At 44.8% G+C, this 18,488-nt stretch carries 2 protein-coding genes, 6 tRNA genes and 8 rRNA genes; all 16 read left to right on the forward strand.

Going from position 1 to position 18,488, the window contains the following annotated elements:
• The first annotated feature begins 43 nt into the window (after positions 1–43).
• Complete coding sequence (locus NWE55_RS07790; protein ID WP_155093437.1) at positions 44–532, forward strand: TlpA family protein disulfide reductase; 489 nt, start codon at positions 44–46, stop codon at positions 530–532.
• A gap of 3 nt (positions 533–535) precedes the next feature.
• Positions 536–2,185: a DUF6029 family protein gene (locus NWE55_RS07795; protein ID WP_155093436.1), complete on the forward strand. Its 1,650-nt coding sequence runs from the start codon at positions 536–538 to the stop codon at positions 2,183–2,185.
• A gap of 773 nt (positions 2,186–2,958) precedes the next feature.
• A 16S ribosomal RNA gene (locus NWE55_RS07800) occupies positions 2,959–4,476 on the forward strand.
• A 75-nt stretch (positions 4,477–4,551) separates the two neighbouring features.
• Positions 4,552–4,625: transfer RNA gene (locus NWE55_RS07805), tRNA-Ile, on the forward strand.
• A gap of 86 nt (positions 4,626–4,711) precedes the next feature.
• A tRNA-Ala gene (locus NWE55_RS07810) sits at positions 4,712–4,785 on the forward strand.
• Positions 4,786–4,902: 117 nt separating this feature from the next.
• Positions 4,903–7,794: ribosomal RNA gene (locus tag NWE55_RS07815) — 23S ribosomal RNA — on the forward strand.
• Between the two features lie 106 nt (positions 7,795–7,900).
• Positions 7,901–8,010 (forward strand): 5S ribosomal RNA (gene rrf, locus NWE55_RS07820).
• Positions 8,011–8,272: 262 nt separating this feature from the next.
• Positions 8,273–9,790, forward strand: a 16S ribosomal RNA gene (locus NWE55_RS07825).
• A gap of 75 nt (positions 9,791–9,865) precedes the next feature.
• Positions 9,866–9,939, forward strand: a tRNA-Ile gene (locus NWE55_RS07830).
• Between the two features lie 86 nt (positions 9,940–10,025).
• A tRNA-Ala gene (locus NWE55_RS07835) sits at positions 10,026–10,099 on the forward strand.
• 117 nt (positions 10,100–10,216) lie between these two features.
• A 23S ribosomal RNA gene (locus tag NWE55_RS07840) occupies positions 10,217–13,108 on the forward strand.
• 106 nt (positions 13,109–13,214) lie between these two features.
• Positions 13,215–13,324 (forward strand): 5S ribosomal RNA (rrf, locus tag NWE55_RS07845).
• Between the two features lie 262 nt (positions 13,325–13,586).
• Positions 13,587–15,104: ribosomal RNA gene (locus tag NWE55_RS07850) — 16S ribosomal RNA — on the forward strand.
• Between the two features lie 74 nt (positions 15,105–15,178).
• A tRNA-Ile gene (locus NWE55_RS07855) sits at positions 15,179–15,252 on the forward strand.
• Positions 15,253–15,338: 86 nt separating this feature from the next.
• Positions 15,339–15,412, forward strand: a tRNA-Ala gene (locus NWE55_RS07860).
• Between the two features lie 117 nt (positions 15,413–15,529).
• Positions 15,530–18,421 (forward strand): 23S ribosomal RNA (locus tag NWE55_RS07865).
• The 16S, 23S and 5S rRNA genes sit together here with 6 tRNA genes alongside, the layout of an rRNA operon.
• The last annotated feature ends 67 nt before the right edge of the window (positions 18,422–18,488 follow it).

The raw sequence follows: 18,488 nt of genomic DNA on the forward strand, positions 1-18,488 counted from the left end.
ATTCATATATATTTACGATAATTAATCAATTAATCTTATAGATATGAAGAAATTATTTGTTTTTTTAATTTTTGCGTTTCCAATCTTTGTTTTTTCACAGCAATCGGAACTACCAAGTATCTCTTTAAAGGACTTGAATGGAAAAGAAGTTAATATTAGCGAATTAGGAAAAGGCGAAAATCCTGTTATTATTAGCTTTTGGGCAACATGGTGTGGTCCATGTTTGAAAGAATTAGCTGCTATCAATGATGTTTATGACGAATGGCAAGAAGAAACGGGGGTTGAACTTATTGCTATTTCTATTGATGATGCTAAGTCTGTTAAACGCGTAAAACCTTTAGTTAATGGTAAAGGATGGGATTATCAAGTCCTTTTAGATGATAATCACAACTTGAAAAGAGCGATGAATGTTGCTAATGTTCCTTATACTTTGGTTGTATATAAAGGTAAGATCGTTTATAAACACACTAGTTATACACCAGGAGTAGAGAAAGAATTGTTCAAGCAGGTCAAAGCTGCATTAAAGAAATAGCCTATGAAACGTATATTACTATTTTTAGGGATTGCATTAGGAGTTACTAACTCTTATTCACAGATTAGAGTTGGTTTTGAGAATAATTCTCAATGGTATATTGATGATAAAAAAATCAAGCTTGCTCCTATTGAAGCAGAAGATCGTTTTCGTTCAAATTCATACTTGAAAGTGGATTACGATTTTAAAAATTGGACCTTTGGGACTCAATTAGAGGGATATGCCCCTAAAGCGATGCTTAATTACTCACCAGACTATGATAAAGTTAGCATTGGTACTATCTATGCTAGATATAATAATGTAGAAAAGGGAATCGATGTTACGGCTGGTCATTTTTATGATCAATTTGGTAGTGGTCTGCTTTTTAGAGCTTGGGAAGACAAGCAATTAGGTGTCAATAATGCTATTTTTGGAGTTAATGCTAAGTATAGTGTAGATAACTGGGGGAAAGTTACTGTTTTCGGTGGTAGACAGAGAGTCGGAATGGGGTTTGATTTGTCTAAGTCTTTTTTGTTTGGTGCCGATATTGGTGTTAGTATTGATGACTTAGCTGGATGGGATGAACATACACTGAGTTTAGGGGCTAGTTTCTTAGGTAGAAATTTTAATAAAAACGACGAGTATGATGATTTAGATCGATTTAATAGTGGTTATTCTTTTAGAGCTGATTACGCTTTTAAAGGGTTTTATATTGGTGCTGAGTATGTAACTAAGGCCTCTGATTGTTTAGTTCAGAATTTTATGATTGATGAGGGGAGTAAGTATGATGGTAATGCTTTGTTAATTAATACTGGTTTTACTCAAAAGGGTATGTCTTTGGATGTTAATTTCAGAAGAATTGAGAATATGGGGATTTTCTCTGAACGTGAATTCTTGGGGAATGATTATTTTAAGGGGATTATGAATTATGTTCCTGCATTGACTAAACAGTATGATTATTCTTTACAGAATATATATGTATACCAAGCGCAGTCTAATATTGATTTGATGGCTGGTAAGACAGGAGAGATCGGAGGACAATTTGATTTTTATTATGAGTTTAAGAAAGGTACTTCTCTGGGAGGTGCGTATGGAATGAACTTAACAGTTAATGGTGCGTATTGGGCTGGACTAAAATCTGAAGTTAATTTCTTTGAAGGGGATGTAAGTAACGAGTTTATTGGTTTTGGAGAAAAGTATTATAGAGATCTTGGCTTTGAAGTTAGAAAGAAATGGTCTAAACAATGGTCTTCTGTCTTTATGTATTTGAATCAATTCTATAATGCTCCTGTATTACTTGGTAAAATGGAAAATATCAATACAAATATTGTGAGTGCTGAAACAACTTATCAATTCTTGGATGATAAATCTGTTAGAATGGAATTACAACATATGTGGGCGGATGCTGATAATAAGAATTGGATGGCAGGTACTTTGGAATTTGCACTAAACAGTAAATGGTCTTTTTTTGGTAGTGACATGTATAATTATGGGAATGATGATTCAGATAACAAAATTCATTACTATAATTTTGGAGCTAGTTTTACAAAAGGTGTTACTCGTGTTTCTGCTGCTTACGGTAGACAAAGAGGCGGTTTAATGTGTGTAGGAGGTGTTTGTCGTTATGTAACAGAAGCGGCTGGACTTACTATAGGTATTACTACATCTTTTTAAAGTTTAATTATATAGGATAGGTATAGCTTTATAGTTTTGCTATTACTTTCTTTTAAAAAATGAGGACTTGTCCTCATTTTTTGTTTTCACTATTTAATAGAGTGTGATTTGTTTTCTTGTATTTGGTTATTGGCACCTGTATTATATCGAAGTATTTAGGTATGTACTATACTATATATAGTATAAAGAATCTTGATATAGTATAAAGAATCTTGTTGAAGGAGATAAATGCATTATTACTGGTGTAAGTAAGGTAGGGAAGGGGGGATATCAGAAATACTAAAGAAAGTTTTACTTGTAATGTGTATCATAATAGGTAGTTATCGTTACTCCGAAAAAAACCTTTAAAAAAAGGCGTTATAAAGTTTGGAAGTAGCATAAAAGATACTACTTTTGCATCCGCATTAGAGAAGTAATAACGACTCTAGAGGCAGACGCTCCTAAATATAAAGAAAGCAGCAAAGAAGAATTAATAACTTTGAAAAGCTTTGAAAACTTTAACAAAATAAAGTTTGGATAAGTAAAAGATAAGGTATTATCTTTGCGGTCCGCTTCAGTAAACACTGTGGCTCGCAAGAAAAAAGGAAAAGAAATTTTTCGAAAAAAGTTTTGCGAGATTAAAAAATAGTTTTACTTTTGCACTCGCTTTGAAACACAAGTGAGAATAATAAGAAGAATACGTTCTAAGACATATTGGACAACAGCATACAAAAAGAGAGTAAGGCAAGTCGAAAGATTTGAATTAACGCGCTAATCGAAAATATAAAAAATATACGATGAAGAGTTTGATCCTGGCTCAGGATGAACGCTAGCGGCAGGCCTAACACATGCAAGTCGAGGGGTATAAGAAGCTTGCTTTTTAGAGACCGGCGCACGGGTGAGTAACGCGTATGCAACCTACCTTTTACAGGGGAATAGCCCGAAGAAATTCGGATTAATGCTCCATGGTTTATTTGGATGGCATCATTTGAATAATAAAGATTTATCGGTAAAAGATGGGCATGCGTGTCATTAGCTAGTTGGTATGGTAACGGCATACCAAGGCAACGATGACTAGGGGTCCTGAGAGGGAGATCCCCCACACTGGTACTGAGACACGGACCAGACTCCTACGGGAGGCAGCAGTGAGGAATATTGGTCAATGGAGGCAACTCTGAACCAGCCATGCCGCGTGCAGGATGACGGTCCTATGGATTGTAAACTGCTTTTGTACGGGAAGAAATGTGCCTACGAGTAGGTATTTGACGGTACCGTAAGAATAAGGATCGGCTAACTCCGTGCCAGCAGCCGCGGTAATACGGAGGATCCGAGCGTTATCCGGAATTATTGGGTTTAAAGGGTTCGTAGGCGGTCAGATAAGTCAGTGGTGAAATCTCATAGCTTAACTATGAAACTGCCGTTGATACTGTTTGACTTGAATAGTATGGAAGTAACTAGAATATGTAGTGTAGCGGTGAAATGCTTAGATATTACATGGAATACCAATTGCGAAGGCAGGTTACTACGTACTTATTGACGCTGATGAACGAAAGCGTGGGTAGCGAACAGGATTAGATACCCTGGTAGTCCACGCCGTAAACGATGGATACTAGCTGTTCGGTTTTCGGACTGAGTGGCTAAGCGAAAGTGATAAGTATCCCACCTGGGGAGTACGTTCGCAAGAATGAAACTCAAAGGAATTGACGGGGGCCCGCACAAGCGGTGGAGCATGTGGTTTAATTCGATGATACGCGAGGAACCTTACCAGGGCTTAAATGTAGATTGACAGGTTTGGAAACAGACTTTTCTTCGGACAATTTACAAGGTGCTGCATGGTTGTCGTCAGCTCGTGCCGTGAGGTGTCAGGTTAAGTCCTATAACGAGCGCAACCCCTATTGTTAGTTACCATCGCGTTAAGGCGGGGACTCTAGCAAGACTGCCGGTGCAAACCGAGAGGAAGGTGGGGATGACGTCAAATCATCACGGCCCTTACGTCCTGGGCTACACACGTGCTACAATGGCAAGTACAGAAAGCAGCTACCTGGCAACAGGATGCGAATCTCCAAAGCTTGTCTCAGTTCGGATTGGAGTCTGCAACTCGACTCTATGAAGCTGGAATCGCTAGTAATCGGATATCAGCCATGATCCGGTGAATACGTTCCCGGGCCTTGTACACACCGCCCGTCAAGCCATGGAAGCTGGGGGTACCTGAAGTCGGTGACCGCAAGGAGCTGCCTAGGGTAAAACTAGTGACTGGGGCTAAGTCGTAACAAGGTAGCCGTACCGGAAGGTGCGGCTGGAACACCTCCTTTCTAGAGAATTAGTTAAGTGTTAATTCTACTTACTCTCGCTGCTTGTTCAAAAAATAAAAAAAAGGTATTATACAGAGTCTCGTAGCTCAGCTGGTTAGAGTACTACACTGATAATGTAGGGGTCGGCAGTTCGAGTCTGCCCGGGACTACTAAAATACACAGGAAATACTAGAGGTTTAGACTAACCGCCCAAAAGTTACTGTTAACTGTAAGCTGTTAACCAAACACTAGAAACGGGGGATTAGCTCAGCTGGCTAGAGCGCCTGCCTTGCACGCAGGAGGTCATCGGTTCGACTCCGATATTCTCCACAAGGACTAAAGTCCAACCGTTCATTGACATATTGATAAAACTTAACTAACAAAACAGTTAGAAAGAACAAAAAATATAGAAATATATAGAAAGTACGATTCGAAAGAATTGTAAGCACATAAGCAAAATAAGGGCGTATGGGGAATGCCTAGGCTCTCAGAGGCGAAGAAGGACGTGATAAGCTGCGAAAAGCTACGGGGATTGGCACACACGAATTGATCCGTAGATATCCGAATGGGGCAACCCAATATGTTGAAGACATATTATCCTGTATAGGAGGCGAACCCGCTGAACTGAAACATCTAAGTAGGCGGAGGAGAAGAAAACAAAAGTGATTCCGTAAGTAGTGGCGAGCGAACGCGGAATAGCCCAAACCAAAGTTGTTACGGCAATTTTGGGGTTGTAGGACCACGACATTTCTTGCGGCTTGAATTAGAAATACCTGGAAAGGTATACCAAAGAGGGTGACAGTCCCGTATAAGTAAGAAAAGATAAGAATAGTGGTATCCTGAGTAGGTCGGGGCACGTGAAACCCTGATTGAAACTGGCGGGACCATCCGCTAAGGCTAAATACTCCTGAGAGACCGATAGTGAACCAGTACCGTGAGGGAAAGGTGAAAAGAACCGTGAATAACGGAGTGAAAAAGATCCTGAAACCATACGCCTACAAGCGGTCGGAGCCCCTTTGTGGGGTGACGGCGTGCCTTTTGCATAATGAGCCTACGAGTTACCGTTGCTGGCAAGGATAAGGACTTCAGGTCTGGATCCGTAGCGAAAGCGAGTCTGAATAGGGCGCTTTAGTCAGTAGTGGTAGACGCGAAACCGTGTGATCTACCCATGGGCAGGTTGAAGTTTAGGTAACACTAAATGGAGGACCGAACCGTTTAACGCTGAAAAGTTTTCGGATGACCTGTGGGTAGGGGTGAAAGGCCAATCAAACTCGGAAATAGCTCGTACTCCCCGAAATGCATTTAGGTGCAGCGATGATCATAGTTACTTAGAGGTAGAGCTACTGATTGGATGCGGGGGCTTCACCGCCTACCAATTCCTGACAAACTCCGAATGCTAATTAATGATAATCATCAGTGAGGGCATGGGTGCTAAGGTCCATGTCCGAGAGGGAAAGAACCCAGACCATCAGCTAAGGTCCCCAAATGTATGCTAAGTTGAAAAAACGCGGTTTGATTGCCCAGACAGCTAGGATGTTGGCTTGGAAGCAGCCATTCATTTAAAGAGTGCGTAACAGCTCACTAGTCGAGCGATCGAGCATGGATAATAATCGGGCATAAGTATACTACCGAAGCTATGGATTTACGTTTTATAACGTGAGTGGTAGGGGAGCATTCTATCGGCAGAGAAGGTGATTTGTGAGAATTGCTGGAGCTTATAGAAAAGAAAATGTAGGCATAAGTAACGATAAGGGGTGCGAGAAACACCCCCGCCGTAAGACTAAGGATTCCTGAGCTATGCTAATCAGCTTAGGGTTAGTCGGGACCTAAGGCACACCCGAAGGGGGACGTCGATGGCCAACGGGTTAATATTCCCGTACTACTTATAACAGTGATGGAGTGACACAGTGATGAAAGCACCGCGAACTGACGGAATAGTTCGTTGAAGCACGTACCTATAGGTTTGATAGTAAAATGCGTCAGACTTGGAGAAATGCGATAGTACTCAGCGTCTACGGACAAAGAGATAGTGTGCCTAAGGGCTGTCAAGAAAAGCTTCTAAACATAGGTTATAAGTACCCGTACCGTAAACCGACACAGGTAGTCGAGGAGAGTATCCTAAGGCGCTCGAGAGATTCATGGCTAAGGAACTAGGCAAAATAGACCTGTAACTTCGGGAGAAAGGTCGCCAGCGCAAGCTGGCCGCAGTGAAGAGGTCCAGGCGACTGTTTATCAAAAACACAGGGCTCTGCAAAATCGTAAGATGACGTATAGGGCCTGACACCTGCCCGGTGCTGGAAGGTTAAGAGGAGATGTTATCGATGAGTAATTGTTGAGAAGCATTGAATTGAAGCCCCAGTAAACGGCGGCCGTAACTATAACGGTCCTAAGGTAGCGAAATTCCTTGTCGGGTAAGTTCCGACCTGCACGAATGGTGTAACGATCTGGACACTGTCTCAGCCATGAGCTCGGTGAAATTGTAGTATCGGTGAAGATGCCGATTACCCGCAGTGGGACGAAAAGACCCTGTGCACCTTTACTATAGCTTAGTATTGTTCTCGGATAAGTGATGTGTAGGATAGGTGGGAGACTGTGAAATGGCGTCGCTAGGCGTTGTGGAGTCATTGTTGAAATACCACCCTTTGCTTATTTGAGATCTAACTCCGCAATTGTGGAGGACATTGCTTGGTGGGTAGTTTGACTGGGGTGGTCGCCTCCAAAAGAGTAACGGAGGCTTCTAAAGGTTCCCTCAGCACGCTTGGTAACCGTGCGTAGAGTGCAATGGTATAAGGGAGCTTGACTGAGAGACTAACAAGTCGACCAGGTACGAAAGTAGAGCATAGTGATCCGGTGGTTCCGCATGGAAGGGCCATCGCTCAAAGGATAAAAGGTACGCCGGGGATAACAGGCTGATCTCCCCCAAGAGCTCATATCGACGGGGGGGTTTGGCACCTCGATGTCGGCTCGTCACATCCTGGGGCTGGAGAAGGTCCCAAGGGTTGGGCTGTTCGCCCATTAAAGTGGCACGCGAGCTGGGTTCAGAACGTCGTGAGACAGTTCGGTCTCTATCTACTGTGGGCGTTAGAAATTTGAGTGGATCTGATTCTAGTACGAGAGGACCGAATTGGACCAACCTCTAGTGCATCTGTTGTCTCGCCAGGGGCATCGCAGAGTAGCTACGTTGGGCAGGGATAAGCGCTGAAAGCATATAAGTGCGAAACCCACCACAAGATGAGATTTCTTTAAAGGGCCGTGGGAGATTACCACGTTGATAGGCTATAGATGTAAAGGCAGTAATGTCATAGTCGAGTAGTACTAATAGCCCGTAAGCTTATGTGAATCTCCCCTTGTTTACATACAAGGGGAGGGCAACTTTCTAAGTGATAGTTAAGTTAAAATATCAATATAGTTAACAATATTAGTTACGTTAAAGTAACAACCGATTTAGGGTGGTTATTGCGGCGGGGCTCACCTCTTCCCATTTCGAACAGAGAAGTTAAGCCCGCTAGCGCAGATGGTACTGCTAACCAGTGGGAGAGTATGTCGTCGCCCTTCTTTTGAAATCCTTGCTGATTTCCAGCAAGGATTTTTTATCTAAAAACATTAATACAAGCAAGATACAAAAAACTTTAAAAAATAAAGCCGAATTAGTTTGGTTTGTAAAATAAAGTTTTCTACTTTTGCACTCGCTTTGAAACACAAGTGAGAAAAACAAGAAGAATACGTTCTAAGACATATTGGACAACAGCATACAAAAAGAGAGTAAGGCAAGTCGAAAGATTTGAATTAACGCGCTAATCGAAAATATAAAAAATATACGATGAAGAGTTTGATCCTGGCTCAGGATGAACGCTAGCGGCAGGCCTAACACATGCAAGTCGAGGGGTATAAGAAGCTTGCTTTTTAGAGACCGGCGCACGGGTGAGTAACGCGTATGCAACCTACCTTTTACAGGGGAATAGCCCGAAGAAATTCGGATTAATGCTCCATGGTTTATTTGGATGGCATCATTTGAATAATAAAGATTTATCGGTAAAAGATGGGCATGCGTGTCATTAGCTAGTTGGTATGGTAACGGCATACCAAGGCAACGATGACTAGGGGTCCTGAGAGGGAGATCCCCCACACTGGTACTGAGACACGGACCAGACTCCTACGGGAGGCAGCAGTGAGGAATATTGGTCAATGGAGGCAACTCTGAACCAGCCATGCCGCGTGCAGGATGACGGTCCTATGGATTGTAAACTGCTTTTGTACGGGAAGAAATGTGCCTACGAGTAGGTATTTGACGGTACCGTAAGAATAAGGATCGGCTAACTCCGTGCCAGCAGCCGCGGTAATACGGAGGATCCGAGCGTTATCCGGAATTATTGGGTTTAAAGGGTTCGTAGGCGGTCAGATAAGTCAGTGGTGAAATCTCATAGCTTAACTATGAAACTGCCGTTGATACTGTTTGACTTGAATAGTATGGAAGTAACTAGAATATGTAGTGTAGCGGTGAAATGCTTAGATATTACATGGAATACCAATTGCGAAGGCAGGTTACTACGTACTTATTGACGCTGATGAACGAAAGCGTGGGTAGCGAACAGGATTAGATACCCTGGTAGTCCACGCCGTAAACGATGGATACTAGCTGTTCGGTTTTCGGACTGAGTGGCTAAGCGAAAGTGATAAGTATCCCACCTGGGGAGTACGTTCGCAAGAATGAAACTCAAAGGAATTGACGGGGGCCCGCACAAGCGGTGGAGCATGTGGTTTAATTCGATGATACGCGAGGAACCTTACCAGGGCTTAAATGTAGATTGACAGGTTTGGAAACAGACTTTTCTTCGGACAATTTACAAGGTGCTGCATGGTTGTCGTCAGCTCGTGCCGTGAGGTGTCAGGTTAAGTCCTATAACGAGCGCAACCCCTATTGTTAGTTACCATCGCGTTAAGGCGGGGACTCTAGCAAGACTGCCGGTGCAAACCGAGAGGAAGGTGGGGATGACGTCAAATCATCACGGCCCTTACGTCCTGGGCTACACACGTGCTACAATGGCAAGTACAGAAAGCAGCTACCTGGCAACAGGATGCGAATCTCCAAAGCTTGTCTCAGTTCGGATTGGAGTCTGCAACTCGACTCTATGAAGCTGGAATCGCTAGTAATCGGATATCAGCCATGATCCGGTGAATACGTTCCCGGGCCTTGTACACACCGCCCGTCAAGCCATGGAAGCTGGGGGTACCTGAAGTCGGTGACCGCAAGGAGCTGCCTAGGGTAAAACTAGTGACTGGGGCTAAGTCGTAACAAGGTAGCCGTACCGGAAGGTGCGGCTGGAACACCTCCTTTCTAGAGAATTAGTTAAGTGTTAATTCTACTTACTCTCGCTGCTTGTTCAAAAAATAAAAAAAAGGTATTATACAGAGTCTCGTAGCTCAGCTGGTTAGAGTACTACACTGATAATGTAGGGGTCGGCAGTTCGAGTCTGCCCGGGACTACTAAAATACACAGGAAATACTAGAGGTTTAGACTAACCGCCCAAAAGTTACTGTTAACTGTAAGCTGTTAACCAAACACTAGAAACGGGGGATTAGCTCAGCTGGCTAGAGCGCCTGCCTTGCACGCAGGAGGTCATCGGTTCGACTCCGATATTCTCCACAAGGACTAAAGTCCAACCGTTCATTGACATATTGATAAAACTTAACTAACAAAACAGTTAGAAAGAACAAAAAATATAGAAATATATAGAAAGTACGATTCGAAAGAATTGTAAGCACATAAGCAAAATAAGGGCGTATGGGGAATGCCTAGGCTCTCAGAGGCGAAGAAGGACGTGATAAGCTGCGAAAAGCTACGGGGATTGGCACACACGAATTGATCCGTAGATATCCGAATGGGGCAACCCAATATGTTGAAGACATATTATCCTGTATAGGAGGCGAACCCGCTGAACTGAAACATCTAAGTAGGCGGAGGAGAAGAAAACAAAAGTGATTCCGTAAGTAGTGGCGAGCGAACGCGGAATAGCCCAAACCAAAGTTGTTACGGCAATTTTGGGGTTGTAGGACCACGACATTTCTTGCGGCTTGAATTAGAAATACCTGGAAAGGTATACCAAAGAGGGTGACAGTCCCGTATAAGTAAGAAAAGATAAGAATAGTGGTATCCTGAGTAGGTCGGGGCACGTGAAACCCTGATTGAAACTGGCGGGACCATCCGCTAAGGCTAAATACTCCTGAGAGACCGATAGTGAACCAGTACCGTGAGGGAAAGGTGAAAAGAACCGTGAATAACGGAGTGAAAAAGATCCTGAAACCATACGCCTACAAGCGGTCGGAGCCCCTTTGTGGGGTGACGGCGTGCCTTTTGCATAATGAGCCTACGAGTTACCGTTGCTGGCAAGGATAAGGACTTCAGGTCTGGATCCGTAGCGAAAGCGAGTCTGAATAGGGCGCTTTAGTCAGTAGTGGTAGACGCGAAACCGTGTGATCTACCCATGGGCAGGTTGAAGTTTAGGTAACACTAAATGGAGGACCGAACCGTTTAACGCTGAAAAGTTTTCGGATGACCTGTGGGTAGGGGTGAAAGGCCAATCAAACTCGGAAATAGCTCGTACTCCCCGAAATGCATTTAGGTGCAGCGATGATCATAGTTACTTAGAGGTAGAGCTACTGATTGGATGCGGGGGCTTCACCGCCTACCAATTCCTGACAAACTCCGAATGCTAATTAATGATAATCATCAGTGAGGGCATGGGTGCTAAGGTCCATGTCCGAGAGGGAAAGAACCCAGACCATCAGCTAAGGTCCCCAAATGTATGCTAAGTTGAAAAAACGCGGTTTGATTGCCCAGACAGCTAGGATGTTGGCTTGGAAGCAGCCATTCATTTAAAGAGTGCGTAACAGCTCACTAGTCGAGCGATCGAGCATGGATAATAATCGGGCATAAGTATACTACCGAAGCTATGGATTTACGTTTTATAACGTGAGTGGTAGGGGAGCATTCTATCGGCAGAGAAGGTGATTTGTGAGAATTGCTGGAGCTTATAGAAAAGAAAATGTAGGCATAAGTAACGATAAGGGGTGCGAGAAACACCCCCGCCGTAAGACTAAGGATTCCTGAGCTATGCTAATCAGCTTAGGGTTAGTCGGGACCTAAGGCACACCCGAAGGGGGACGTCGATGGCCAACGGGTTAATATTCCCGTACTACTTATAACAGTGATGGAGTGACACAGTGATGAAAGCACCGCGAACTGACGGAATAGTTCGTTGAAGCACGTACCTATAGGTTTGATAGTAAAATGCGTCAGACTTGGAGAAATGCGATAGTACTCAGCGTCTACGGACAAAGAGATAGTGTGCCTAAGGGCTGTCAAGAAAAGCTTCTAAACATAGGTTATAAGTACCCGTACCGTAAACCGACACAGGTAGTCGAGGAGAGTATCCTAAGGCGCTCGAGAGATTCATGGCTAAGGAACTAGGCAAAATAGACCTGTAACTTCGGGAGAAAGGTCGCCAGCGCAAGCTGGCCGCAGTGAAGAGGTCCAGGCGACTGTTTATCAAAAACACAGGGCTCTGCAAAATCGTAAGATGACGTATAGGGCCTGACACCTGCCCGGTGCTGGAAGGTTAAGAGGAGATGTTATCGATGAGTAATTGTTGAGAAGCATTGAATTGAAGCCCCAGTAAACGGCGGCCGTAACTATAACGGTCCTAAGGTAGCGAAATTCCTTGTCGGGTAAGTTCCGACCTGCACGAATGGTGTAACGATCTGGACACTGTCTCAGCCATGAGCTCGGTGAAATTGTAGTATCGGTGAAGATGCCGATTACCCGCAGTGGGACGAAAAGACCCTGTGCACCTTTACTATAGCTTAGTATTGTTCTCGGATAAGTGATGTGTAGGATAGGTGGGAGACTGTGAAATGGCGTCGCTAGGCGTTGTGGAGTCATTGTTGAAATACCACCCTTTGCTTATTTGAGATCTAACTCCGCAATTGTGGAGGACATTGCTTGGTGGGTAGTTTGACTGGGGTGGTCGCCTCCAAAAGAGTAACGGAGGCTTCTAAAGGTTCCCTCAGCACGCTTGGTAACCGTGCGTAGAGTGCAATGGTATAAGGGAGCTTGACTGAGAGACTAACAAGTCGACCAGGTACGAAAGTAGAGCATAGTGATCCGGTGGTTCCGCATGGAAGGGCCATCGCTCAAAGGATAAAAGGTACGCCGGGGATAACAGGCTGATCTCCCCCAAGAGCTCATATCGACGGGGGGGTTTGGCACCTCGATGTCGGCTCGTCACATCCTGGGGCTGGAGAAGGTCCCAAGGGTTGGGCTGTTCGCCCATTAAAGTGGCACGCGAGCTGGGTTCAGAACGTCGTGAGACAGTTCGGTCTCTATCTACTGTGGGCGTTAGAAATTTGAGTGGATCTGATTCTAGTACGAGAGGACCGAATTGGACCAACCTCTAGTGCATCTGTTGTCTCGCCAGGGGCATCGCAGAGTAGCTACGTTGGGCAGGGATAAGCGCTGAAAGCATATAAGTGCGAAACCCACCACAAGATGAGATTTCTTTAAAGGGCCGTGGGAGATTACCACGTTGATAGGCTATAGATGTAAAGGCAGTAATGTCATAGTCGAGTAGTACTAATAGCCCGTAAGCTTATGTGAATCTCCCCTTGTTTACATACAAGGGGAGGGCAACTTTCTAAGTGATAGTTAAGTTAAAATATCAATATAGTTAACAATATTAGTTACGTTAAAGTAACAACCGATTTAGGGTGGTTATTGCGGCGGGGCTCACCTCTTCCCATTTCGAACAGAGAAGTTAAGCCCGCTAGCGCAGATGGTACTGCTAACCAGTGGGAGAGTATGTCGTCGCCCTTCTTTTGAAATCCTTGCTGATTTCCAGCAAGGATTTTTTATCTAAAAACATTAATACAAGCAAGATACAAAAAACTTTAAAAAATAAAGCCGAATTAGTTTGGTTTGTAAAATAAAGTTTTCTACTTTTGCACTCGCTTTGAAACACAAGTGAGAAAAACAAGAAGAATACGTTCTAAGACATATTGGACAACAGCATACAAAAAGAGAGTAAGGCAAGTCGAAAGATTTGAATTAACGCGCTAATCGAAAATATAAAAAATATACGATGAAGAGTTTGATCCTGGCTCAGGATGAACGCTAGCGGCAGGCCTAACACATGCAAGTCGAGGGGTATAAGAAGCTTGCTTTTTAGAGACCGGCGCACGGGTGAGTAACGCGTATGCAACCTACCTTTTACAGGGGAATAGCCCGAAGAAATTCGGATTAATGCTCCATGGTTTATTTGGATGGCATCATTTGAATAATAAAGATTTATCGGTAAAAGATGGGCATGCGTGTCATTAGCTAGTTGGTATGGTAACGGCATACCAAGGCAACGATGACTAGGGGTCCTGAGAGGGAGATCCCCCACACTGGTACTGAGACACGGACCAGACTCCTACGGGAGGCAGCAGTGAGGAATATTGGTCAATGGAGGCAACTCTGAACCAGCCATGCCGCGTGCAGGATGACGGTCCTATGGATTGTAAACTGCTTTTGTACGGGAAGAAATGTGCCTACGAGTAGGTATTTGACGGTACCGTAAGAATAAGGATCGGCTAACTCCGTGCCAGCAGCCGCGGTAATACGGAGGATCCGAGCGTTATCCGGAATTATTGGGTTTAAAGGGTTCGTAGGCGGTCAGATAAGTCAGTGGTGAAATCTCATAGCTTAACTATGAAACTGCCGTTGATACTGTTTGACTTGAATAGTATGGAAGTAACTAGAATATGTAGTGTAGCGGTGAAATGCTTAGATATTACATGGAATACCAATTGCGAAGGCAGGTTACTACGTACTTATTGACGCTGATGAACGAAAGCGTGGGTAGCGAACAGGATTAGATACCCTGGTAGTCCACGCCGTAAACGATGGATACTAGCTGTTCGGTTTTCGGACTGAGTGGCTAAGCGAAAGTGATAAGTATCCCACCTGGGGAGTACGTTCGCAAGAATGAAACTCAAAGGAATTGACGGGGGCCCGCACAAGCGGTGGAGCATGTGGTTTAATTCGATGATACGCGAGGAACCTTACCAGGGCTTAAATGTAGATTGACAGGTTTGGAAACAGACTTTTCTTCGGACAATTTACAAGGTGCTGCATGGTTGTCGTCAGCTCGTGCCGTGAGGTGTCAGGTTAAGTCCTATAACGAGCGCAACCCCTATTGTTAGTTACCATCGCGTTAAGGCGGGGACTCTAGCAAGACTGCCGGTGCAAACCGAGAGGAAGGTGGGGATGACGTCAAATCATCACGGCCCTTACGTCCTGGGCTACACACGTGCTACAATGGCAAGTACAGAAAGCAGCTACCTGGCAACAGGATGCGAATCTCCAAAGCTTGTCTCAGTTCGGATTGGAGTCTGCAACTCGACTCTATGAAGCTGGAATCGCTAGTAATCGGATATCAGCCATGATCCGGTGAATACGTTCCCGGGCCTTGTACACACCGCCCGTCAAGCCATGGAAGCTGGGGGTACCTGAAGTCGGTGACCGCAAGGAGCTGCCTAGGGTAAAACTAGTGACTGGGGCTAAGTCGTAACAAGGTAGCCGTACCGGAAGGTGCGGCTGGAACACCTCCTTTCTAGAGAATTAGTTAAGTGTTAATTCTACTTACTCTCGCTGCTTGTTCAAAAAATAAAAAAAGGTATTATACAGAGTCTCGTAGCTCAGCTGGTTAGAGTACTACACTGATAATGTAGGGGTCGGCAGTTCGAGTCTGCCCGGGACTACTAAAATACACAGGAAATACTAGAGGTTTAGACTAACCGCCCAAAAGTTACTGTTAACTGTAAGCTGTTAACCAAACACTAGAAACGGGGGATTAGCTCAGCTGGCTAGAGCGCCTGCCTTGCACGCAGGAGGTCATCGGTTCGACTCCGATATTCTCCACAAGGACTAAAGTCCAACCGTTCATTGACATATTGATAAAACTTAACTAACAAAACAGTTAGAAAGAACAAAAAATATAGAAATATATAGAAAGTACGATTCGAAAGAATTGTAAGCACATAAGCAAAATAAGGGCGTATGGGGAATGCCTAGGCTCTCAGAGGCGAAGAAGGACGTGATAAGCTGCGAAAAGCTACGGGGATTGGCACACACGAATTGATCCGTAGATATCCGAATGGGGCAACCCAATATGTTGAAGACATATTATCCTGTATAGGAGGCGAACCCGCTGAACTGAAACATCTAAGTAGGCGGAGGAGAAGAAAACAAAAGTGATTCCGTAAGTAGTGGCGAGCGAACGCGGAATAGCCCAAACCAAAGTTGTTACGGCAATTTTGGGGTTGTAGGACCACGACATTTCTTGCGGCTTGAATTAGAAATACCTGGAAAGGTATACCAAAGAGGGTGACAGTCCCGTATAAGTAAGAAAAGATAAGAATAGTGGTATCCTGAGTAGGTCGGGGCACGTGAAACCCTGATTGAAACTGGCGGGACCATCCGCTAAGGCTAAATACTCCTGAGAGACCGATAGTGAACCAGTACCGTGAGGGAAAGGTGAAAAGAACCGTGAATAACGGAGTGAAAAAGATCCTGAAACCATACGCCTACAAGCGGTCGGAGCCCCTTTGTGGGGTGACGGCGTGCCTTTTGCATAATGAGCCTACGAGTTACCGTTGCTGGCAAGGATAAGGACTTCAGGTCTGGATCCGTAGCGAAAGCGAGTCTGAATAGGGCGCTTTAGTCAGTAGTGGTAGACGCGAAACCGTGTGATCTACCCATGGGCAGGTTGAAGTTTAGGTAACACTAAATGGAGGACCGAACCGTTTAACGCTGAAAAGTTTTCGGATGACCTGTGGGTAGGGGTGAAAGGCCAATCAAACTCGGAAATAGCTCGTACTCCCCGAAATGCATTTAGGTGCAGCGATGATCATAGTTACTTAGAGGTAGAGCTACTGATTGGATGCGGGGGCTTCACCGCCTACCAATTCCTGACAAACTCCGAATGCTAATTAATGATAATCATCAGTGAGGGCATGGGTGCTAAGGTCCATGTCCGAGAGGGAAAGAACCCAGACCATCAGCTAAGGTCCCCAAATGTATGCTAAGTTGAAAAAACGCGGTTTGATTGCCCAGACAGCTAGGATGTTGGCTTGGAAGCAGCCATTCATTTAAAGAGTGCGTAACAGCTCACTAGTCGAGCGATCGAGCATGGATAATAATCGGGCATAAGTATACTACCGAAGCTATGGATTTACGTTTTATAACGTGAGTGGTAGGGGAGCATTCTATCGGCAGAGAAGGTGATTTGTGAGAATTGCTGGAGCTTATAGAAAAGAAAATGTAGGCATAAGTAACGATAAGGGGTGCGAGAAACACCCCCGCCGTAAGACTAAGGATTCCTGAGCTATGCTAATCAGCTTAGGGTTAGTCGGGACCTAAGGCACACCCGAAGGGGGACGTCGATGGCCAACGGGTTAATATTCCCGTACTACTTATAACAGTGATGGAGTGACACAGTGATGAAAGCACCGCGAACTGACGGAATAGTTCGTTGAAGCACGTACCTATAGGTTTGATAGTAAAATGCGTCAGACTTGGAGAAATGCGATAGTACTCAGCGTCTACGGACAAAGAGATAGTGTGCCTAAGGGCTGTCAAGAAAAGCTTCTAAACATAGGTTATAAGTACCCGTACCGTAAACCGACACAGGTAGTCGAGGAGAGTATCCTAAGGCGCTCGAGAGATTCATGGCTAAGGAACTAGGCAAAATAGACCTGTAACTTCGGGAGAAAGGTCGCCAGCGCAAGCTGGCCGCAGTGAAGAGGTCCAGGCGACTGTTTATCAAAAACACAGGGCTCTGCAAAATCGTAAGATGACGTATAGGGCCTGACACCTGCCCGGTGCTGGAAGGTTAAGAGGAGATGTTATCGATGAGTAATTGTTGAGAAGCATTGAATTGAAGCCCCAGTAAACGGCGGCCGTAACTATAACGGTCCTAAGGTAGCGAAATTCCTTGTCGGGTAAGTTCCGACCTGCACGAATGGTGTAACGATCTGGACACTGTCTCAGCCATGAGCTCGGTGAAATTGTAGTATCGGTGAAGATGCCGATTACCCGCAGTGGGACGAAAAGACCCTGTGCACCTTTACTATAGCTTAGTATTGTTCTCGGATAAGTGATGTGTAGGATAGGTGGGAGACTGTGAAATGGCGTCGCTAGGCGTTGTGGAGTCATTGTTGAAATACCACCCTTTGCTTATTTGAGATCTAACTCCGCAATTGTGGAGGACATTGCTTGGTGGGTAGTTTGACTGGGGTGGTCGCCTCCAAAAGAGTAACGGAGGCTTCTAAAGGTTCCCTCAGCACGCTTGGTAACCGTGCGTAGAGTGCAATGGTATAAGGGAGCTTGACTGAGAGACTAACAAGTCGACCAGGTACGAAAGTAGAGCATAGTGATCCGGTGGTTCCGCATGGAAGGGCCATCGCTCAAAGGATAAAAGGTACGCCGGGGATAACAGGCTGATCTCCCCCAAGAGCTCATATCGACGGGGGGGTTTGGCACCTCGATGTCGGCTCGTCACATCCTGGGGCTGGAGAAGGTCCCAAGGGTTGGGCTGTTCGCCCATTAAAGTGGCACGCGAGCTGGGTTCAGAACGTCGTGAGACAGTTCGGTCTCTATCTACTGTGGGCGTTAGAAATTTGAGTGGATCTGATTCTAGTACGAGAGGACCGAATTGGACCAACCTCTAGTGCATCTGTTGTCTCGCCAGGGGCATCGCAGAGTAGCTACGTTGGGCAGGGATAAGCGCTGAAAGCATATAAGTGCGAAACCCACCACAAGATGAGATTTCTTTAAAGGGCCGTGGGAGATTACCACGTTGATAGGCTATAGATGTAAAGGCAGTAATGTCATAGTCGAGTAGTACTAATAGCCCGTAAGCTTATGTGAATCTCCCCTTGTTTACATACAAGGGGAGGGCAACTTTCTAAGTGATAGTTAAGTTAAAATATCAATA

It is taken from the genome of Myroides albus (assembly GCF_024722315.1).
In the GTDB taxonomy this organism is placed as follows: domain Bacteria; phylum Bacteroidota; class Bacteroidia; order Flavobacteriales; family Flavobacteriaceae; genus Flavobacterium; species Flavobacterium album_A.

Coding starts and splice junctions, on each gene's coding strand:
- NWE55_RS07790 (WP_155093437.1), top strand. CDS start 44: ATGAAGAAATTATTTGTTTTTTTAATTTTTGCGTTTCCAATCTTTGTT.
- NWE55_RS07795 (WP_155093436.1), top strand. CDS start 536: ATGAAACGTATATTACTATTTTTAGGGATTGCATTAGGAGTTACTAAC.